The sequence below is a fragment of the Hyphomonas sp. genome, assembly GCF_036964145.1.
GTDB lineage: Bacteria > Pseudomonadota > Alphaproteobacteria > Caulobacterales > Hyphomonadaceae > Hyphomonas.
The window spans coordinates 268,795-289,655 of record NZ_JBALUC010000003.1; the positions used below are offsets into that span (position 1 = coordinate 268,795).

Genomic DNA, 20,861 nt, shown 5'->3' on the forward strand with positions numbered 1-20,861 from the left:
AGGAGCACCGCATGGCACGCAGAAAACGCCAATCGATGGCCGGCGGTGGAGGGGCTGAGGACGATGTGAACCTCACCCCGATGCTGGATGTGGTTTTCATCCTGCTCATCTTCTTCATTGTCACGGCACAGTTCATCAAGGAGCCGGGCGTCGATATCGTCCGTCCTGAAGTGGACAACAAGGCAATCGCAAAGCCGCTTGCCATTCTCGTGGCGATCAACGCTGACAGCCAGATCTATATCGACAAGAAGGAAGTCGCTCCAGAGGAAGTGTCCTTTACGCTGAAACAGATGCGTGAAGACAATCCTCGTGGTAAGATTGTCATTCAGGCCGATGTAGCATCGGAAGCCGAGGTCCTCGTGGACCTGATGGAGACCATCAACAAGATCGATGGTGCCACGGTGATCGATGTGTCGGCGAAGAGAGATTAGGAGATAAGTCATATGCTAAATAATCCTTTTCTTCGTCTTCTGATTGCGCTCGGTATCGCTATTCCGATCGTGTACGCACTGTTCATGCTGATGAGTTACCTGATCAGCGTGAAGGAAGTGAAGCTTGATCAGAGCGAGCAACGGGTGTTGTCGGCAATCACGCCGCAGCAGCAGGATACGGATGTGCGGGTTCGCCAGCGTTCCAAGCCCAAGCGGATCGACTCTGCTCAGAAGCCGCCACCTCCGCCAAAAGTCTCGGCCACCAAGTCCCAGATCAATTTGCCAACCCCTCGTATTGAGGGCGCTGCGCCGACAGACCTGAACCTTGGCCGCATGAACTCCCTGGCGATCGACCCCGTTGCGATCTCTGATCGTGACGCCCAGCCGATCCGTCCGCCCACCCCGTCCTACCCGCAACGCGCGGCAGAGCGTGGTACGGAAGGGAGCTGTGATGTTCGCTTCGACGTGGATACGCGTGGTCGTCCGTACAATATCACCGCGACCTGCACGGACAGCGTCTTCAAGCGTGAAGCCGAGCGGGCTGTCAGCAAGGTGGAGTTCGCACCGAAGATCATTCGCGGCAAAGCGGCTGAGCGTCGGAACGTGGTCTATCCGTTGGAATTCAAACTGGCTGACTAAGGTCGGGTTTGATCTCAAGATTTGAAAAGGGCGCTTCTCGGAGCGCCCTTTCTTTGTTGGGAGGTTATTCGAGAGGAAGCTTGTCATGACATGCGCGTAATGATATAAAGTAACAAAACGGGAGGTCGAGAAATGCCATTGCGTGTAAACTCAGTGCTTGGAAGCATCCCACTCGTTGACGGCGGTAGAGCGCCAACGATCTCCCTCAAATCAGACCCCGGCCGCTTAGCCATGGCAGCGCTGCCTGCGGCGGCAATCACGGCGGGGCTTTTTGCACTCATGAATGTTCTGATCCATGTCGAGGAAATTCGTCTCGACACCGTTCCGCAGCGTATATTGGGGGCCATCGTTTTTGACGCAGATTTGATATCCGAGCCAGTCCTGCCTGATCGCTTGCCTCCTAAGCAGATCGAAGTCATAACTCCGCCGCCTATACCCAAAGTACAAATGACGAAGGGCGAGGTTGGGTTGCCTCCCATCATGAATATAGGCCAGGTGCCTAGCCGGACCCCGATTGGAAGCCTTGGCTCCATCATGACGAGCGCGAGTCCCATGATTGACCGCACAGCCGTTCCGGTTCGCCCGCCCATGCCTACATATCCGCGTCAGATGGCGGCGGGAAATATGGAAGGGGAGTGCCTTGTCAAATTTAACCTTACAGCGCGTGGAAATCCATTCGACGTTTCGGCCGAGTGCACGCCGCCGGGTTTCGAATCGGAGGCCCGCAGGGCGGTAGAAAAAGCGGAATTCCTCCCTCGGATTCTCAAGGGGCGTGCCATCGAAACGCGCGGCTTGAGCTACCCGCTTGAATTCCGCCTCAATGAGGAGTGATAATCATTAAAACTCTGTAGTACATCGTTGACGCACCGTGCCCATTGCACCCATATTCGGCACGAAACGTAACAGATTTACACTTGGGCGAGGCGCACGCAGAAAAAGCCTTATAAAGCGCGCGGAAGTCCTTGATCCAGCCGGTCAATTCCGGTTGAAAGAGCTGAACCCCGCGGTCCCTGCGGACAGGAGAGGAATTATGGGATTTAAAGCTACCCTGAAAGGTGCCGTTCTCGCCGGCATGATGGCAGCATTCGGTGCCGGTGCCGCTATGGCGCAGGCCGCATGTGAAGAGACGCAGTTCTCCTCCAAGACCGGTGAAGTCTATCTCAAGGCTGAACAGGCTGCGATGCAGAACAAGGATTTCAACACGGCAGCCCAGGCTCTCGGCCAGCTGAAGTCGATGGAACTGAACTGCTACGAAGAAGGCGCAGTCCTGAAACTGTCAGCCTATATCAACATTGAGCGCGGAGATCGCCAGGGCGCTGTCCGTGACCTGATGTCGGCGCTTGAGAAGGGCTATATCCCTGAAAAGGATGCTGCCCAGACCTATTACAACATTGCCCAGATCCACTTGCAGGATGAGAATGTCGAGAAGGCGCTCGAGTTCATGAAAAGGTGGCAGCAGGCTGGCGGAAAGCCTGACCGGCAGCAGAAGTGGCAGCTGGCTGTGCTTTATCAGCGCGTTGACGACTTCAAGACGTCCATCAAATGGGCCGAAGAAGTCAAGCGCGACGATGGCAGCAATTACAAGCAGGAAGTCTATGACCTGCTGATCTATCTTTACAATTCGGTCGACGACAAAGCGAAGCTCGCCTCCATTCTGGAAGAGGTTCTGGTCCGCAACCCGACTGAGCGCAAATACTGGGACGCCATTGCGGGGAACTATTTTGCTGCGAACGAAGAGCGCAAGGCCTTCGAAGTTCAGAAGGCCATGTATCTGGCCGGACTTCTGACGAAGGAAGAGGAGCTGATGCGTGTCGTCAACTTCTACAACCGGTTCAACGCGCCCTATCACGCCGCCCAAATTCTCGAAAAAGAGATGAATGCCGGCCGGGTCAGCAAGTCCCTGAAGAACCTCGAATTGCTGGCGAACCTCTATCAGGTTGCGCGCGAGCATGAGAAAGCCATTCCGGTGATCAAGCAAGCTGCCAGCGCTGGTGGTGGCGGGCCGATGCTCGAGCGTCTTGGTCGTTCCTATGCTGACCTCCAGCAGTGGGAAGAAACCGAGGATGCCCTTCAGCAGGCTTTGAAAGCTGGCGGCCTGAAAGATCGTGCGACCGCTTATGTCATGATCGGCCAGTCTCGCTATGAGCGTGATGATCGCTCCGGGGCACGTGACGCTTTCCGTCAGGCAGGCAACCGTGCCGGTCGCAGCTGGCTGCAATTCATGGACTCCGAGGAGGCCACCGCCGACGCGCTGGTCTGTTTCGAAGTTCAGTCCGCCTATCTCAACGTCGAGAACGAAGCCAAGATCTGTAAGCGTCTTGAAGTGCTCGGTGAAGACAATGTGCCAGAAAGCTGCAAAACGGTGCCTGAGCGCCTGCAGGCTGCACAGGAGAAGTTCAACAGCACGCCGGAATGTCGCGCACAGCGGTCCTAGCGTCTGATAAAGACCCAATGAAAAACCCCGGCCAGTGTGCCGGGGTTTTTTGATTCACGAATAGGCGCTCAGCACATCATCCACGGCGCGTTCAAGATCCTTGAGCGTCGCGACATGGCTCATGCTTGAGCAATAGGGGCGATAGCGCGGGATTTCGCTGTCACCCGTGCCCCATGCGGCCAAGGGCTCGGGGTTCAACCAGATGGTCCGTTTTGCACGGGCGGCAAAATCGCGGAACAAATCTGTTCTCGGATCGTCATAGTTGGAGCGGCCATCGCCAAGCACGATGATCGTGGTGCGCCGATCAATCAGGGATTCATGATTGGTCTTGAGATCGGACCAGGCTTGGCCGTAATCCGTCGATCCCATGCCGGCCACCCGCAGGATGATATCCATGGCGTGCTCGAAAGGATTGTCCTCCAGGATGCCGTCAACGTCGACAAGCTTGTTGGAGAAGGCGAAGGCGTGCATGTCCGGCACGACGTCCTTCATCGACCAGAGCAGGAGAAGCAGGAAGCGAACATAGCGCGCCACCGATCCGGAGACATCGCAGATCACAACGATCTTGGGACGCTCGCGCCTTTTCTGGCGCCATACCACATTGAACGGCACGCCATCTACACCCGCATTTGCGCGCATGGTGCGCCGGACGTCCAACTGGCCGCGGTTTTTCTTTCGTCGGCGTCGTGAGTGCTTCACCGCCAGCCGCTTCGCGATCCGGGCGACCAGCACCTTCATGCGCGCCATGTCGCTCAATTCAATCGCCGACAGTTTCTTGTTCTCGGCAAAGTCATTGCGAAACTGTTCAGTCTCGCCCTTGCCGAAGATGTCGTAGCTGCGCTGCACGCGGTCACGGGCGCGAAGGGTCAGGTCGCGGCGCATTTCGATCAGACGTTCGGCTTCCGCTTCGCCCTCCTCGCTGCGCTCCTGGAAAGCCTGCATCAGGCGTTCCTGCAGCTTTTCGCCGCCCATCTGCTTGACCATTTGCTGGGCAAAATAGGCGACTTGGGTCGAAAAGCGGATATCGTCAGCATCGACGGCGTCGGCCGCGCGCTCCAAGGCAGCTGAGATGGCGGCTTCGTCGCCGGATTCCATCAATTCGATGGGGTCAATGTCTGTATACGGGGCATCGGATCCGGGATCACTATGTGTGTCAGAGCTCTTTCCACCGGGAATGTCCCGCCTGGCAAAGTAGGTCTCGAACAATTCGTCGAATGTCACCACTTCGTCGGGCGACTTCGCCAGTGTGCAGCGCAGGGCATCTTTCAGGAAATTGCGGTCAGCATAGCCAGTCACCGAGACCGCGCGGGCCGCATCCAGCGCTTCACCGGTTGACACCCGCACGTCTGAGGCGCGCAGGGCTCGGATAAAGCTGGTGATCTGACGGTCCATGCCTGCCTCGGATCAGCGTGCCATCTGCCCCGGATAGGCAGGCTTGCCGCTGGTCGCTTCACGCACGAGTTTCGGCACATCTCCTGACACGGCCGCAATATCACTCTCATGCTTCAGCAGGACGTTCAGCGTCTCGCGCACAAAGGCCTCGTCGAGCGCATTCGCGTGAAGCAGCAGGAGCGTTTTGGCCCAATCAACGGTCTCGGCAATCGAGGGCCGTTTCTTGATGTCCATGTCGCGCACGGACTGAACAAAGCCAACCATTTGGTTCAGGAGGTCTTCTGAAATGCCTTCTACGCGTGCCTGCACGATGCGCTGTTCGCGCTTATGGTCCGGGAAGCCGATATGAAGATGGAGACAGCGTCGCTTCAGCGCATCGCCCAGCTCTCGCACATTGTTCGAGGTCAGAATGACAATAGGGGGCACGTTCGCCTTGATCGTGCCGATCTCCGGCACCGTCACCTGATAGTCTGACAGGACTTCCAGCAGAAAGGCTTCAAACTCCTCATCCGACTTGTCGATCTCGTCGACCAGAAGCACGCTGCCGGCAGACTGGCGCATGGCGGTCAGCAGAGGGCGAGCTTCTAGGAACTGCTCGGAGAAGAACAAATCCTCGAAAGAACCGAGCTTGGCGAGTGAGGATTCGAGTGATTTCTCGTCACCGACTACCTCGTTCAGCTTTTCCTTCAACAGCTGGGTATAGAGCAACTGCTTGCCGTACTTCCATTCGTAGAGGGTCTTGCCCTCATCGAGGCCTTCATAGCACTGCAAGCGTAACAGCGGCACGTCGAGCCAGCGGGACAGGGAGGCGGCGAGATCGGTCTTGCCGACGCCCGCAGGCCCTTCGATCAGGATCGGTTTACGCAGGCCAAGCGCCAGGAAAACAGCGGTCGAAATCTGCTGGGTCGAGATATAGCCGACGGATTCAAGGCCTGACGTAATCGCTTCGATCGACGTCATGGGCTCATAGCCGGTAGGGATTGTCTTGGTCATCCCTAAAAGGGGTAGGGCGGCGAGTCGGGACTGGCAAGACGTCTCGCTGGGGTAGGACCTGAGAGTCTACGTAGTGTCACGGGTTATTCCTGCTCGCTTATCCGGCTTAGACTGCGCCAAATACATGGGAGATTGAGATGAGCGATACGACCCCTTCATTGGTCCGGGAGGCCGTTGGCGTATTCGAGACGGAAGAGGCGTTGCAAGTCGCCATCGACGACCTCCTGAGCCACGGATTTGATCGTGCCGAGATTTCCCTGTTGGCCGCATCTGAAAGCGTTGAGCAAAAGCTTGGCCATACCTACCGGAAAGTCGCTGAAGTCGAGGATGATACTTCTGCGCCCCGGATTGCCTATGTCGCAGAAGAGGATGTCGGGGCTGCCGAAGGGGCCGTGATCGGCGGATTGATCTATGTCGGCGCGCTCGCTGGCATGATCCCGGTTGTGGCCTCCGGCGGCGCATTGGCGGCGGCCTTGGCGGGGCTGGTCATAGGGGGGGGAGGCGGCGCGGCGCTCGGGACCGTTCTGGCGCGTCTGATCGGCAAGGAACATGGCGAATATGTTGCCGATCAGATCGAGCATGGCGGCCTTGCTCTCTGGGTGCGGACCTGGAATACAGGGGATGAACGCCGTGCTGTGCAGATACTGAAGGCGCATTCCGGGAAGGATGTTCACCTGCTTGGCTTGCCCGACCATGGCTATGTTCCTGATACATCTGTCCTGACCGTCGGAGTGGATGTCGAACAATCGGCGCAGATCGTGGATGATGGCAGCGGTGTGTTCTACGTCTCCGGCAAGATGTTTTCGGACCGGGACTCCGCGCAAGCCTATCTCGAGCGTCAGACCTATCTTGATACGCTCTATCACTCGACCCAGTCGCTCGACTTTGATCTTGATGAAGCGCTGCTGGATCCAGCCACCACATTCCATTCGGTCAAGGAGCTCATGGATTTGTCCTGTCCGGATCGGGTGAAACGCGAATTGCTGCGCCGGTGGGCCTATGATGTGAAGACACTGGAGGTGGCGGATGATGAGGGCATGACGGGCCCGTCGTCTGCAGATTTGCTTCAGGAGATCGAAAGCGCCTTCGCACAGCTGCAACCCGCAGACTGAATAGTGCGAGCGCCCGGTGCCCTGAGGGGTTCGACACTTTAGGGGCGACGCGCTAGGGATTTGCCTATGCCCGTCGCCCGGATTCTCTTTCCCCTGCCGCTGCCCGAACCGTTCGATTATGCGGTGGCGGAAGGGCTTGATGTGCGCAAAGGCTCCTATGTTGCGGCGCCGCTTGGAAAGTATGAACGGCTGGGTGTCGTGCTTGAGTTGCTGCCGGACAGCGCTGCTGAAGGCCGGAAGCTCAAGGAGGTTTCTGACGTCTATCCGACGCCGCCGATGACCGCTGCCATGCGGGACTTCATCCACTGGGCTGCGCGCTACACGGTCTCGCATCCGGGGCATGTCCTCGGCATGGCGCTACGATCACGCGGCGGACTGACGCCCTCACCGACGGAAACGGTTTACCATTTGACCGGGGTGGCCCCGCCGCGGATCACGGAAGCCCGCACGAAACTTATCGAGGCGGTGAAAGAGCTGGGCCCTCAGACAGCCTCAACGCTCGCCGAGGCGGCGGGTGTGTCATCCGGTGTCGTGAAGGGGCTCGCGGACGCTGGCGTGTTGCGAGCCGAATCGCTGCCGACGGATCTGCCGTTTGAGACCCCATCCCCCGACCTGCCGGGTGCGACCCTTACAGAAGAGCAGGCGGAGGCGGCCGAGGCGCTCACGCAGGCCGTGTCCACTCGCACTTTCTCTACCTTCCTGATCGATGGCGTGACCGGCTCGGGCAAGACCGAGGTCTATTTTGAGGCCATTGCGGAATCCCTGCGTACCGATCCGGAGGCACAAATTCTTGTCCTCCTGCCGGAAATCGCGTTGACCCAGGCCATTCTCTCGCGCTTCGAGGCGCGCTTCGGAGCCAAGCCTGCGCCCTGGCATTCCGGCCTGTCTGACAAGGAGCGCCGGCGGACATGGCGCGAAGTCGCTCATGGCCGCGCGCGGATCGTGATCGGAGCCCGGTCTGCGCTTTTCCTGCCATTCCACAGCCTCAAGCTCATCATCATCGATGAAGAACATGATGGCAGCTATAAGCAGGAAGACGGCGTGACTTATCACGCACGCGACATGGCGGTGATGCGAGCGAAGCTTGAAGGCGCCATTGTCGTCCTGGCCTCCGCGACGCCTGCGCTTGAAACGATTGTGAACGCAGAGACCGGTCGCTACCAGCGCCTGCAACTCTCGGCGCGTCCGGGCGCATCGCGCTTGCCGGATGTGGACCTTGTCGATCTGCGCCGCGCACCGCCCGAGCGCAATCACTGGCTGTCGCCGCATTTGATCCACGCCATGCAGGAGACGCTGGCGGCCGGGGAGCAGACACTCCTGTTCCTGAACCGGCGGGGCTATGCGCCTCTGGTCATCTGCAAGAGTTGCGGCGAAAGACTGAAAACGCCCGGCACCGAGAACTGGCTGACCGAGCACCGCTATACAGGGCGGCTCGTCTGCCATGTGACCGGCTATTCCATTCCCAAGCCCAAGACCTGCCCGCATTGCGGCGCGGCTGATTCCCTGATGGGGGTCGGGCCGGGGGTCGAGCGCGTGGCAGAAGAGGTGAGGACCCTGATGCCGGACGCGCGAATCGAAATCTTCTCCTCGGATACCGCCCAGGGTGGTGAGGCGACTCGCGGCATCGTTGACCGTATGGAGCAGGGCGAGATCGATGTCCTGATCGGCACTCAGATTGTCGCCAAGGGCCACAATTTCCCGAATCTCACCCTTGTGGGGGTGGTCGATGCCGATAGCGGCATGAAGGGCGGTGACCTGCGTGCAGGGGAACGGACTTATCAATTGCTGAGCCAGGTGGCTGGCCGGGCAGGGCGAGCCGAGCGTCCCGGCAGGGCGCTGGTGCAGACCTATGCCCCGAACAATCCCGCCATGATGGCGCTCGCGGACAATAATCGTGATGGCTTCCTGCAAATCGAGCGGGATGTACGCGCAGAGCTGGGCCTGCCGCCTTTCGGGCGTCTTGCAGCGATGATTCTGTCGGCGCCGTCGGCCCAGCTCGTGGACGAGATCGCGCTGCAAATCATACAGCAGGCACCGAATGGCGAGGGGATCGAAGTGTTCGGGCCTGCGCCGGCCCCGATTGCCGTATTGAGAGGACGTCACAGGCGGCGATTCCTGGTGAAATCACCCAAGAACATTGATCTTTCCGCTTATATGACGACATGGATAGCGCGACTGAAGCTGCCAAACGCGGTAAGGATGTCGGTCGACATCGATCCTTACTCATTCCTGTAAGCCTGTGGTTTTGCAGTGAATGCCATTTCGCCGCATAGATAGCTTCTTTGGCTGTGTTGTCAGGCTGAAAGACTGATGCTAAGCGGCGCACAGTTTGTATGGGCGCGTGCCGCAGGGCGCGCCGCCTTGCTTTGTATTTTCGGTCGATTTGGCCGCCTCAACCATGGATGACGGAACCTTGGCTGCATCTAAAGTGACACAAGCGAGCGAAGCTGCTCGGCGCTATGCCAGCGCCCTCTTTGATCTTGCTCAGGACAAGGGCGAGCTCGCCGAGGTCCACAAGGATTTTCAGGCTTTTGCAAAGCTGCCGCAGCAGTCCAAGGATTTGACGACGCTGCTCAGCTCCCCAGCCTTTTCGGCGGATGAGAAAGTCGCTGGTCTGTCTGAAGTGATGAAGAAGGCGGGCTTTTCCGGCTTGCTCGCGAATTTCGTGGGCGTGATGGCCCGCAATGGCCGCTCCCAGGATATTCTGGGCGCCCAGGTCGCCTTTGACGAATTGTATGCGAAACAGCGCGGCGTAAAGCGCGCAGTTGTCCGCACCGCAAAGGAAATGTCTGGCGCCGAGCGCCAGCGCATCGAATCAATCCTCGCCAAGGCCGTTGGCGGCGAGGTCGAATTGTCCAGCGAGGTTGACCCCTCGCTGATCGGCGGCATTCAGCTGCGCATCGGCTCTCAGCTCGTTGACGCAAGTCTTGCCGCCAAACTGGATCGCATGAACACCGCCATGAAGGGAGCATGAGTAGCTCGATGGACATCTCACCAGCAGAAATTTCGGGCATCCTGAAATCGCAGATCGAAAACTTCGGCGTAGAAGCTGAAGTTTCCGATGTCGGTCAGGTTCTGTCAGTTGGCGACGGTATCGCCCGCATCTACGGTCTCGACAGCGTACAGGCTGGCGAGATGGTTGAATTCGACGGCGGCATCAAAGGCATGGCGCTCAACCTTGAAAGCGACAATGTCGGCGTCGTGATCTTTGGCGACGACCGCTCGATCAAGGAAGGCGGCACCGTCAAGCGCCTCGACGAGATCGTTGCTGCTCCCGTCGGCAAGGGCCTGCTTGGCCGTGTTGTGAACCCGCTGGGCGAGCCGATCGACGGCAAAGGCCCGCTGACGGACGTAGCTGGACGCTCCCGCGTGGACGTGAAGGCTCCGGGCATCATCCCGCGCAAATCCGTTCACGAGCCCATGATGACAGGCATCAAGGCCATCGACGCCATGATCCCGGTTGGCCGCGGCCAGCGCGAGCTCGTCATTGGTGACCGCCAGACCGGCAAGACCGCCGTGTGCATCGACACCATCCTGAACCAGAAGCCGACCAATGACGCCGCCCAGAGCGACAGCGAAAAGCTGTTCTGTGTCTACGTCGCCATCGGTCAGAAGCGCTCTACGGTGGCCCAGGTCGTCAAGACGCTCGAAGAGCGCGGCGCCCTCGACTACACGATCGTCGTGTCCGCAACGGCTTCCGAGCCAGCTCCGCTTCAGTACCTCGCGCCGTTCACCGGCTGCGCCATGGGCGAGTGGTTCCGCGACAACGGCATGCACGCCCTGATCATCTATGATGACCTGTCCAAGCAAGCTGTGGCCTATCGCCAGATGTCCCTGCTGCTGCGTCGTCCACCGGGCCGCGAAGCCTATCCGGGTGACGTGTTCTACCTCCACAGCCGCCTGCTTGAGCGCGCCGCCAAGATGGGCGATGCGGCTGGCAACGGCTCCCTGACGGCTCTGCCGATCATTGAAACCCAGGCTAACGACGTGTCGGCCTACATTCCGACCAACGTGATCTCCATCACAGATGGCCAGATCTTCCTTGAGACGGACCTGTTCTACCAAGGGATCCGCCCGGCTGTGAACGTCGGCCTGTCGGTGTCTCGTGTGGGTTCCGCCGCTCAGACCAAGGCCATGAAAAAAGTCGCTGGCTCGATGAAGGGTGAACTCGCCCAGTATCGCGAGATGGCCGCCTTTGCGAAATTCGGCTCCGACCTCGACGCCGCAACCCAGCGCCTGCTGAACCGTGGTGCCCGCCTGACCGAACTCCTGAAGCAGCCGCAATACTCGCCGCTGTTGATGGAAGAGCAGGTTGTCGTGATCTATGCCGGTACGCGCGGCTATCTCGACAAGGTCGATCTGAAAGAAGTCACCCGCTACGAGAAAGAGCTGCTCGCTCATATTCGCGGGGCCAAGGCTGATCTCCTGAAGAAAATCCGCGAGGAGAAAGCCCTCACGGACGATATCGAAGCTGAGATCAAGAAGACCCTCGACGATTTCACGGCGAAATTCGCCTGATATCGCCTGCAGATTGAGAACGAAGAACCAGAAGGCCTGACATGCCCAGCTTGAAGGACCTCAAGAACCGGATCAGCAGCGTGAAATCCACGCGGAAGATCACGAAGGCCATGCAGATGGTCGCGGCAGCGAAGCTGAAGCGCGCGCAAGACGCCGCGACAGCTGCGCGGCCCTATGCCGAACGCATGGCCTCGGTTCTGGCCAACCTCTCAGCTTCGGCTGGCGCGGGCGGACCGAAACTCCTCACCGGAACCGGCGAAGACAAGACCCATCTGATCGTCGTCCTGACGGCAGAACGTGGCCTTGCTGGCGGTTTCAACACCTACGTCGTGAAGCTTGCCAAACAAAAGATTGGTGAGCTGCGCGCCGAAGGCAAAACCGTGAAAATTCTTACGGTTGGCAAGAAGGGCCGTGAACAGCTGTCCCGCGACTATGGTGACATGTTCATTGATCATATCGACCTGTCCGGCGTGAAGGGCGGCGACTTTTCCGAGTCTGCCATCAGCATCGGCAAGATGCTGACCCGCCAGTTCGAAGACGGCGAGTTCGATGTGGCCACATTGGTCTATTCCCAGTTCGTCAACGTCCTCAGCCAGTTGCCAACGGCCCAGCAATTGATCCCGGCGTCTGCGCCCGCAGATGCGCAAACGGTCGATCTCGGCAATGCACTCTACATCTACGAGCCATCGGAAGAGGCGATCCTCGAGACGCTCTTGCCGCGCTACATCAACACGCAGATCCTGTCTGCGATCCTTGAAAGCGCCGCCGGCGAGCAAGCCAGCCGCATGACCGCGATGGACAACGCCACCAACAATGCCGGCGAGATGATCGACTCGCTGTCGCTGCAATACAACCGTGCCCGCCAGGCCCAGATCACCAAGGAGCTGATCGAGATCATCTCCGGTGCTGAGGCACTCTAAATGGCCAAGACTGTATCCATATACCCGCTCCAAAGGAGACGACCCGCATGAGCACTCCCGCAAACGCTAAAGGCCGCGTGTCCCAGGTTATCGGTGCTGTTGTCGACGTCGAATTCGACGGCGAACTGCCCGCCATCCTCAACGCGCTTGAAACCGACAATAATGGCAACCGCCTCCTGCTCGAGGTTGCTCAGCACCTCGGCCAGAACACGGTCCGCACCATCGCAATGGACTCCTCCGAGGGGCTCGTGCGCGGTCAGGCCGTCGCCGATACCGGCGCGCCGATCATGGTTCCGGTTGGACCGGCCACGCTCGGCCGCATCATGAATGTCATCGGCGAGCCGATCGACGAACGCGGTGCCGTTGATACCGAAATGCGCCGTCCGATCCACGCGGATGCCCCTGACTTCGTCGACCAGTCGACCGAATCCGAAGTGCTCGTCACGGGCATCAAGGTTGTCGACCTGCTTTGCCCGTATGTGAAGGGCGGCAAGATTGGCCTGTTCGGCGGTGCCGGCGTTGGCAAGACCGTTCTGATCATGGAACTCATCAACAATATCGCGAAACTCTTCGGCGGCTATTCCGTGTTCGCCGGTGTCGGTGAGCGGACCCGTGAGGGTAACGATCTCTACCACGAGATGATCGAATCCAAGGTTATCAACCTTGAAGGCGAGAGCCGCATCGCGCTCGTCTACGGTCAGATGAACGAGCCTCCAGGCGCCCGTGCCCGTGTCGCCCTCACCGGTCTGGCCCAGGCAGAATACTTCCGTGATGAGGAAGGCAAGGATGTTCTGTTCTTTGTCGACAACATCTTCCGCTTCACGCAGGCAGGCGCCGAGGTCTCTGCACTTCTCGGTCGTATCCCGTCCGCTGTGGGCTATCAGCCTACGCTGGCAACCGACATGGGCGGCCTTCAGGAGCGCATTACCTCCACGAACAAGGGGTCGATCACCTCGGTTCAGGCTGTCTACGTGCCAGCTGATGACCTTACTGACCCGGCGCCAGCAACCTCGTTTGCCCACCTTGATGCGACGACGGTTCTGAACCGTTCGATCGCTGAAAAGGGCATCTACCCCGCTGTGGACCCGCTGGACTCCACCAGCCGTATCCTTGATCCGATGATTGTCGGCGAAGAGCACTACAACGTCGCGCGCGGCGTGCAGGAAATCCTGCAGCGCTACAAGGAACTGCAGGACATCATCGCCATCCTAGGCATGGACGAACTGTCCGAAGAAGACAAACTGGCCGTGGCACGCGCTCGTAAGGTCGAGCGCTATCTGTCCCAGCCCTTCGACGTGGCTGAAGTCTTCACCGGCTCCCCAGGCGTTCAGGTGAAACTGGAAGATACGATCAAGGCGTTCAAAGGCCTGATCGCGGGTGAGTATGACCACCTTCCAGAGCAGTCCTTCTACATGGTCGGCAACATCGAAGAGGCGAAAGCCAAAGCTGAAAAGATGCTGGCTGACGCCTAAGCGATAACGGACAGGGACGAATGGCCAACAAACTCCACTTCTCACTCGTGTCACCTGCCAGGGAACTCTTCTCCGGCGAGGTCGACCACGTGATTGCCCCCGGCTCGGAAGGTGAGTTCGGTGTGCTCGCAAACCATGCCCCGTTCATGACAACGCTCAAGAATGGCGTCGTACGCGTGCTCGAAGGCAATGACGTCAAGATGCGTATCTTCGTGCGCGGCGGCTTTGCCGACGTGACGCCGGATGGCCTGACCATCCTGGCTGAAGACGCCCGGATGCTGGACAAGCTGAAGGTCGAAGACGTTCAGAAGGAGCTCGACGAGACGCTCCGGAAAATCCAGTCCCTCGACAAGGGCGACAGCGCGAAGATCACGCTGCAGGAGCATTTCGACTATCTCGAAAGCCTCAAGGCCGCGATGGTCCACTAGGACCCACACATGCGCCGCACTAACAAAAACGCCGCCCCAAAAGGGCGGCGTTTTTTTCGTTTCGTTTCGTTTCGTTTCGTTTCGTTTCGTTTCGTTTCGTTTCGTTTCGTTTCGTACTAGCCTTGTGCCGGTCGCTCTGCCGGGAGGCGCGCTGCGGCATCGCGCAGGAATTTGGCAAGCTTCTCGGCCGTTTCAGCGCCCTGGACCGCCACCTGGCGGTTGGCGATATAGGTGGGTACGCCGCTGATGCCCATTTGCTGGAACAGCGCTTCTTCATTGCGAACATTCTCTACGTCGGCATCGGTCGGCATCAATTCCGCCACGATGGCCGGGTCGAGATCGATCTCGCGGGCGATGTCGACCAGGACGTCGGTTTCGCCAATGTCACGTCCATCTTGGAAATAGGCCTTGAACAGCGCTTCCTTGGCTTCGCTGCCTTTTTGCTGGCCCTGGGCCCAGCGCACGAGGCGATGCGCGTTGAAGCTGTTCGGGCGGCGGGTGATCCTGTCGAACTGATAGGGAATGCCTTCAGCCTGACCATAATCGATCAGGGCCTGGCGCATTGTGTTTGCGCGATCCTTGCCAGCGTTCGAGCCGAACTTCTCCTTCATGTGCGCCTTGTAGTCGACGCCTTCCACCGGAATTGTCGGGTCCAGTTCAAAGGGGCGGAAGATGAGTTCCACGTCCAGATCCGGGACCAGTTTGATTGCGTCGTCCATCCTGCGCTTGCCAAGCCAACACCAGGGGCAAACCAGGTCCGATACCATTTCGATTACGAGTGTCATGCCGTCAATCTAGGTATCCAAACGTCCTGAAGCAAATGACGCGTCAGTCAGAACTAGGAACTTCCCTCGCAATCCGGAGAATTTCGCGGACGAGAAGGTCCAGGTCTGATCGGCGGGTGCGATGATTGGTGATGTTCACGCGTATGGCCGTATGGCCGTCGATGAGGGTCGTGGAAGGCGCTGCGATGCCTTGCAACTGTAGCTGGATGACGATCTCCTCATTCAGCGTGTTCAGCGCTTTGGCGCTGAGACCTTCGCGGACATGGCGGAAGCAGCAAATCTGCATCGACACGGGCAGCAGCAATTCCAGCTCCGGCGCAGCCTGTACCAACTCGCCCAGATAGGCGGCCTGTTCGCAATTCCGGGTAATCAGCCGGCCCAGCTTGTCTTCCCCATGCTCCGCAATCTGCGCCCAGACTTTCAGTGCGCGAAAGCCGCGGGACAATTCCGGCCCGAGTTCGACAGGCCAGGTCCCGCCCGCGGCCAGCCCCCGGTCGGCCGATTTGAGATAGTCGGGGCGATCAGAAAAGGCCCGAAGATGGGCCTCGCCCGAGCGGATCAGGATGCAGCCGGCATCATAATTCACGTGCAGCCATTTGTGGAAATCGAACGCGATCGAGTCGGCGCGCTCCAGGCCTGTCAGACGCGGGCGAAGCCGCTCACTCAGAATACCCAGCGCGCCGAATGCACCATCCACATGGAACCAGAGGTTTTCCGCCTCCGACACATCCGCAAGTGCGCTGAGATCGTCGATGGTGCCTGCGTTCACAGAGCCACACGTGCCGGCAATCAGGAAAGGTTCCAGGCCTGCCGCGCGGTCCGCCGCGATGGCATCTTGCAGAAGGGACATATCGAGCTGGTGGTCGGCGTTGACCGGGATCTTCCGCAAGGCCGCAGTGCCAAGCCCCAGAAGATCGAAGGCGCGGGCAATACAGGCATGCGCCTCACTGGATGTGTACCCGACCAGCCTGTGCGCAGTCATGCCATCGGTGCGGCTCTGGAAGTCGAGATGGGAATCCCGGGCCGCCTTCAGCGCGATGATCGTGGCCATGGACGTGCCGGATACGATCAGGCCGCTGGCGTCATCCGGGAACGAGAACAGCCGCTTGCACCACTCAACCAATTGGCGTTCAACGTCGATGGCGGCATGATTGCGCCCGCCGGTATTGGCATTGATCGCAGCGGCGGCAATCTCGGCAACCAGATTGGACGGCGTGCCAGACCCATGCACCCAGCCGAAAAAGCGGGGATGTGTATTGCCCACTCCATAGGGTAGGAGGGCGCGCAATGCCGCGTCGACCTCCGCCGGAGGAAGACCTGTCTGCGTCAGGCTGAAAGCTTCCTTCATCTCCTCAGGAAAGGGAGTCCACACCCGGCCTTCGGCGGCGTGTTCCATCTTGTCGATGGCCGCATCGAGCATGGTGTGTAGACGGGCTCGGAAGGCCTCCCAGTCAGATGGGTCGAGCGTCTCTTCTGAAATGGGCGTCGGGGTTTGATCGGGCGTGGTCATACCCATCGATCCCGCCTTTTTCGTTTGGAGACAACGGATTTGCGCGCAAGCGAGCGCATGGGTCGCACTTTGCCCGTCCGCTATTCTGGAGGCATCTCGTCTGCGTCGGGGCCAATCACCCCTTCGCGCTTCAAGGCTCTCAGAGCTGCGCTGGCAAACCAGGTCTCGCCGGGATCAGCGGGCGAGGGGCGGCTGTGTTTCATCTCGAACCCGAAGGGCAGGCTCATCGTGGAGGGCGGGCCTTCCGGCACAAGCTCATGATCTGCGAACAGGGAGCTCTGTCTCGGTTCCGGTGCCATAGCGGACAGGGCGAACCCAAATGCCACAAGAGCCCCCGCCCAGACATTCGATTTGAACACGGCGAGCGCCGCCTGCTCACGGCTGGATTTCAGCCGGACTGACTGCCAGATGCCATGTACCAGGAACAGCAGCGCCGTCAGGGCTCCGATGCGGCCGGCATCATTCATCGCGGCGGCGAGCGCAATCAGGGCTGCAGCACCAAGATGGAAACAGAAGCTGATCAGGACCGCACGTTTGCCAAACAGGCGCGCAGTTGACCGAACCCCGATCAGCGCGTCGTCCTCGCGGTCCTGAAGCGCATAGATCGTGTCATAGGCAATCGTCCAGAGGGTCAGCCCGGCATAGAGAATGATGACCGGAATGCTGATTGTGGACGCGACCGCCGCGCCAACCAGCACGCCCCAATTGAAGGTGAGTCCCAGCCAGGCCTGCGGCCACCACGTCACGCGCTTCATGTAGGGATAGGCGCCGACCAGGGGCACTGACAACAGCGCCACCAGCTTTGCGTCCAGCGGAAGAACGAGCCAGACGACAAGGCCCACAAGCAATTGCGCGCCAAGGAAGATGTAGGCTTGTTTCAGTGACACGGCGCCGGAGGGCAGGGGCCGGAGCGCCGTGCGGCTCACGCTGGCATCAAAGTCCCGGTCGGTGATGTCGTTCCACGTGCACCCCGCGCCGCGCATGGCGACGGCGCCAAGCAGGAACAGGACTGCCCATATGAGGTCGAAGACATAGACGCCCATGACCAGCCGCTGGAAAGCGAGCCCGATCAGGCAGGGCAGATAGAGCAGCCAGATGCCCACAGGCCGGTCCCACCGCGCCAGCATGGCATAGGGCTGCCAGCCTTCTGGCAGGCTTGCCAGCCAGCCGGGCAGGGCGCTGTCCACCGGAATCGTGCGTGTATCGTCCATCGCAGCGGCTTATACCGAAATTCTGTGTTTCCAACAGCCGCAGACAAGCATGGGGCGAATTGTACCGGAGAAACTCTCCGGCGCAATTTGGACTAGGCGATCACCACAGTCTTGCGGTTCACGAAGGCCTTGATGCCGTCTGCGGCGAGTTCGCGGCCATATCCGGATTGCTTGATTCCCCCGAAAGGCAGGCGTGGATCGGAAGCCACCATGGCGTTCACGAATGTTGCGCCCGCTTCCAATTCGTTCACAGCTTGGGTCATTTCAGCTTCATCCTGCGTGAAGATGACGGAGCCGAGACCGAAAATACTGTTGTTCGCCCGGCGGATCGCCTCATCAAAGTTATCGACCTTCCACAGATTGGCGACCGGACCGAACATTTCCTCATCAGCTGACGGGCTGCCTTCAGGAGCATTGCCCAGAATACATGGGTCGAACCAGCTGCCGCTGTCCGGCAGAGTATTGCCGGCTTTGAAAATGCTGGCGCCGGCCTGAACGGATTTCTCGACCTGCTCGACCAGTTCATCCCGGATAGAGGCCGTGGCAAGCGGGCCAATATCGGTGCCCTCGTCCGTGGGATCTCCCACTTTCAACCGTTTGAACCGATCTTCGAAGCCCTGTTTGAAGGCCTCATAGACATCGGCATGGACGAAGAAGCGCTTCGCGGCGATGCAGGACTGGCCATTGTTCTGGGTGCGGGCCTTGAGTGCGGTGTCGAGCGCCTTTTCGAGGTCGGCGGAGGGCATGACAATGAAGGCGTCGGATCCGCCAAGCTCCAGCAGGGAGGGTTTGATGCCCTTGCCGGCCGTGGCCGCAACCGCGCCGCCTGCCGGACCGGACCCCGTCAGCGATACGCCTTTGACGCGATCATCCTCAATCACGGCTTCAACATGTTTCGAGCCGATCAGCAGAGTCTGGAAGGCGCCCTCTGGAAAACCGGCTTCGGCAAAGACTTCCTCAATGTTGAGGGCGGAGCGGAAAACATTCGATGCATGCTTCAGCAGGCCGGTATTACCCGCCATCAGGGTCGGTGCGGCAAAACGGAAAACCTGCCAGAAGGGGAAATTCCACGGCATCACGGCGAGGATGACGCCGAGCGGCAGGTGGCGGACATAGGCTTTCTGGCCACTGCTCTCCATCGGCTCGTCGGCGAGATAGGTGGCGACGTGCTCGGCATAGTGTCGGCACACCCAGGCGCACTTGTTCACTTCCGCCTTGGCTTGACCGAGCGGCTTGCCCATTTCGGCGGTCATGTCGGCGGCGTAGCGGTCGGCATTTGCCTCCAGGACATCCGCAGCCTTCATCATCAGCGCCGCGCGATGTTCAAAACTTGTCTTGCGCCATTCGGCAAAACACGAATCCGCCGTCTCGATGGCTGCGGCCACCTGCGCTGGCGTGTGGGGTGTAAATTCCTCGATGACTGTGCCATTCGCCGGATTTACGGATTTGATAGTCTGGTCCGCCATGATCACCTCGTGCTGGGAGTTCTGCTGATGAAAGGTATGTTGGTCGAATGAGTGCAATACCAAGGCTATTCGTGTCAGCCATTCTCAAGTCGTCTGTTCCAGTCCGGCTGGAAGACGATGCCTCAAAATATCTGATGCGCGTGATGCGCCTGTCGCAAGGCGACCAATTACGCGTGTTCAATGGCCGTGACGGGGAATGGCTGTGCGAACTGGCCGCACCGGAAGGCAAGGTCGCTATTATCGTGCCGGTTGAGCAGATGCGCGAGCAGGCCGCCGCAGACGGTCCGTACCTCACATTATTGTTCGCGCCTGTGAAAAAGGCCGAGACAGACTTCATTGTGCAGAAGGCGACCGAGTTGGGGGTGCAGGCCATCCAGCCCGTAGCAACACAATTCACGCAGACGCGAACGGTCCGGCTGGACCGCTTCAACAAGATCGCGCTTGAAGCTGCCGAACAGACGGAGCGGCTGGACCTGCCGGAGATTTCCGATCTGGTCGCCCTGGATGACGCGCTCGCCGGTCTGCGCGAGGGCGCGGCTCTGATCTTCTGTGACGAAGCCGGTGAAGACGAATCCAAGCCCTGGGGCGGGTCAGTGGGGCGGGCCAGCGCGGCCCTTTCCGTGATGGAGGCCCTGAAAGGCCGCGATGCGGCGATCCTGATCGGGCCGGAAGGTGGGTTCAGCCCGGACGAGCGCCACTTCCTGCGGTCACGCGCGGAGACATTTCCGATCAGCCTGGGGCCGAGAATCCTGCGGGCGGAAACCGCAGCCGTGTCGGCGTTGACGCTCTGGCAGGCGGTCTGCGGCGACTGGGCCTAGAAGGGCCAGCGCTTCATCGGCGTCGGCACTGCGCTTTCCCAGCGGCGCTGCCATTCCAACGTTACGCCAATACGGTGCTCCAGCTTCCCGTCCCATTGCACTTTCAGGCCGACCGATTTCAGCGTGTCGAAGATCTCCTGTCCGATCTGAAGGAAGACCGCATCGGCGGTATTATTCGACGCGCCATAGCTGAGATAGAGATTGCCGGATTCGATCGCGCTTTCGGTATCCTGCTGGTGGAAGAAGACATAGCCGCGGGCCTTGCGTCCGAAGAATTCGAAATCCTCGATCTCGACGCTGATCTCGGCGGCGCCACAGGTTCCGCAACAGGTGAAATTCTGCCGGGCAACGATATCGCGGTCTTCCAGCATGTCGAAAGCGAGTTCCAGCCGGTCGAAATCCGTAAGGACCGGCCATGCTGTCTGTTCATCGCGCAGGGTCTCGATCTCCTGAATCAGCGCAGACCGGATTTCCGACTGACGATCCCGTTCGGAGATCGGGGATTCGAATTCCTCTGTCAGGTCCAGAAGGATTTCCTCGATTTCCTCGACCGGCTCATAGCCACCGCGCACGTGAAGGCGCGCCCAGACTTTGAGGTCATCGCGTTCTTGTGTGGTAAATCGCGTCATCAGTCTCACCTGCGGCATTAAACGAACTTGTGAGAATAACCCGGTTGGCGCTCGAGCGAAACATCCCTATGTGCACACACAGCAAGAGATTGAGGGGAGGCCC

Annotated in this window: 19 protein-coding genes; 12 read left to right on the top strand and 7 right to left on the bottom strand. The window is 59.5% G+C overall.

Translation table 11 applies throughout. The annotated features are described in order from the left end of the window. The first annotated feature begins 11 nt into the window (after nucleotides 1-11). From V7660_RS11130 to V7660_RS11145, 4 genes are all read left to right on the top strand, one after another. A complete protein-coding gene (locus tag V7660_RS11130; protein ID WP_335603117.1) occupies nucleotides 12-431 on the top strand; it encodes an ExbD/TolR family protein in 420 nt (139 codons plus the stop codon). A gap of 12 nt (nucleotides 432-443) precedes the next feature. Further along, nucleotides 444-1,070, top strand: a complete 627-nt coding sequence (locus tag V7660_RS11135) for an energy transducer TonB (protein ID WP_335603118.1) — start codon at nucleotides 444-446, stop codon at nucleotides 1,068-1,070. 231 nt (nucleotides 1,071-1,301) lie between these two features. Beyond that, a complete protein-coding gene (locus V7660_RS11140) occupies nucleotides 1,302-1,901 on the top strand; it encodes a TonB family protein (RefSeq protein ID WP_335603119.1) in 600 nt (199 codons plus the stop codon). 199 nt (nucleotides 1,902-2,100) lie between these two features. Next, nucleotides 2,101-3,504: a hypothetical protein gene (locus V7660_RS11145; protein ID WP_335603120.1), complete on the top strand. Its 1,404-nt coding sequence runs from the start codon at nucleotides 2,101-2,103 to the stop codon at nucleotides 3,502-3,504. Nucleotides 3,505-3,558: 54 nt separating this feature from the next. Here V7660_RS11145 and V7660_RS11150 read toward each other — a convergent pair whose 3' ends face one another. Together V7660_RS11150 and V7660_RS11155 are read right to left on the bottom strand one after the other, a co-directional pair. Beyond that, nucleotides 3,559-4,896, bottom strand: coding sequence for a vWA domain-containing protein (locus tag V7660_RS11150; RefSeq protein ID WP_335603121.1), 1,338 nt, complete (start codon nucleotides 4,894-4,896; stop codon nucleotides 3,559-3,561). Nucleotides 4,897-4,908: 12 nt separating this feature from the next. Next, nucleotides 4,909-5,889, bottom strand: a complete 981-nt coding sequence (locus V7660_RS11155; RefSeq protein ID WP_335603122.1) for an AAA family ATPase — start codon at nucleotides 5,887-5,889, stop codon at nucleotides 4,909-4,911. 137 nt (nucleotides 5,890-6,026) lie between these two features. Here V7660_RS11155 and V7660_RS11160 point away from each other — a divergent pair, with 137 nt between their 5' ends. The 7 genes from V7660_RS11160 to V7660_RS11190 all read left to right on the top strand — a co-directional run bounded on the left by V7660_RS11160 (nucleotide 6,027) and on the right by V7660_RS11190 (nucleotide 14,339). Next, entirely contained in the window at nucleotides 6,027-7,001 is a 975-nt protein-coding gene (locus V7660_RS11160) for a hypothetical protein (RefSeq protein WP_335603123.1), read from the top strand. A gap of 66 nt (nucleotides 7,002-7,067) precedes the next feature. Beyond that, nucleotides 7,068-9,236 (top strand): primosomal protein N', encoded by a 2,169-nt coding sequence (locus V7660_RS11165; RefSeq protein ID WP_335603124.1) that lies wholly within the window; start codon nucleotides 7,068-7,070, stop codon nucleotides 9,234-9,236. A gap of 178 nt (nucleotides 9,237-9,414) precedes the next feature. Then, nucleotides 9,415-9,975: an ATP synthase F1 subunit delta gene (gene atpH, locus V7660_RS11170; protein WP_335603125.1), complete on the top strand. Its 561-nt coding sequence runs from the start codon at nucleotides 9,415-9,417 to the stop codon at nucleotides 9,973-9,975. A gap of 8 nt (nucleotides 9,976-9,983) precedes the next feature. Next, complete coding sequence (gene atpA / locus V7660_RS11175; protein WP_335603313.1) at nucleotides 9,984-11,519, top strand: F0F1 ATP synthase subunit alpha; 1,536 nt, start codon at nucleotides 9,984-9,986, stop codon at nucleotides 11,517-11,519. A gap of 41 nt (nucleotides 11,520-11,560) precedes the next feature. Beyond that, nucleotides 11,561-12,439, top strand: coding sequence for a F0F1 ATP synthase subunit gamma (locus tag V7660_RS11180; protein WP_335603126.1), 879 nt, complete (start codon nucleotides 11,561-11,563; stop codon nucleotides 12,437-12,439). 47 nt (nucleotides 12,440-12,486) lie between these two features. Then, a complete protein-coding gene (gene atpD / locus V7660_RS11185) occupies nucleotides 12,487-13,911 on the top strand; it encodes a F0F1 ATP synthase subunit beta (protein WP_335603127.1) in 1,425 nt (474 codons plus the stop codon). Nucleotides 13,912-13,931: 20 nt separating this feature from the next. Next, nucleotides 13,932-14,339: a F0F1 ATP synthase subunit epsilon gene (locus V7660_RS11190; RefSeq protein ID WP_335603128.1), complete on the top strand. Its 408-nt coding sequence runs from the start codon at nucleotides 13,932-13,934 to the stop codon at nucleotides 14,337-14,339. Between the two features lie 116 nt (nucleotides 14,340-14,455). On the opposite strand, the gene V7660_RS11195 is transcribed toward V7660_RS11190, so the two are convergent. From V7660_RS11195 to V7660_RS11210, 4 genes are all read right to left on the bottom strand, one after another. Beyond that, entirely contained in the window at nucleotides 14,456-15,124 is a 669-nt protein-coding gene (locus V7660_RS11195) for a DsbA family oxidoreductase (protein ID WP_335603129.1), read from the bottom strand. Between the two features lie 43 nt (nucleotides 15,125-15,167). After that, nucleotides 15,168-16,634: a pyridoxal phosphate-dependent decarboxylase family protein gene (locus V7660_RS11200; RefSeq protein ID WP_335603130.1), complete on the bottom strand. Its 1,467-nt coding sequence runs from the start codon at nucleotides 16,632-16,634 to the stop codon at nucleotides 15,168-15,170. Nucleotides 16,635-16,714: 80 nt separating this feature from the next. Continuing rightward, entirely contained in the window at nucleotides 16,715-17,845 is a 1,131-nt protein-coding gene (gene ubiA / locus V7660_RS11205; RefSeq protein ID WP_335603131.1) for a 4-hydroxybenzoate octaprenyltransferase, read from the bottom strand. 92 nt (nucleotides 17,846-17,937) lie between these two features. Next, nucleotides 17,938-19,311 (bottom strand): NAD-dependent succinate-semialdehyde dehydrogenase, encoded by a 1,374-nt coding sequence (locus V7660_RS11210; protein WP_335603132.1) that lies wholly within the window; start codon nucleotides 19,309-19,311, stop codon nucleotides 17,938-17,940. A 47-nt stretch (nucleotides 19,312-19,358) separates the two neighbouring features. Between V7660_RS11210 and V7660_RS11215 the strand changes: the two genes are divergently transcribed. After that, nucleotides 19,359-20,129 (top strand): 16S rRNA (uracil(1498)-N(3))-methyltransferase, encoded by a 771-nt coding sequence (locus V7660_RS11215; protein WP_335603133.1) that lies wholly within the window; start codon nucleotides 19,359-19,361, stop codon nucleotides 20,127-20,129. Here the strand turns inward: V7660_RS11215 and V7660_RS11220 are convergent. Beyond that, entirely contained in the window at nucleotides 20,126-20,758 is a 633-nt protein-coding gene (locus tag V7660_RS11220; protein WP_335603134.1) for a DUF6891 domain-containing protein, read from the bottom strand. The genes V7660_RS11215 and V7660_RS11220 overlap by 4 nt on opposite strands. Between the last annotated feature and the right edge of the window lie 103 nt (nucleotides 20,759-20,861).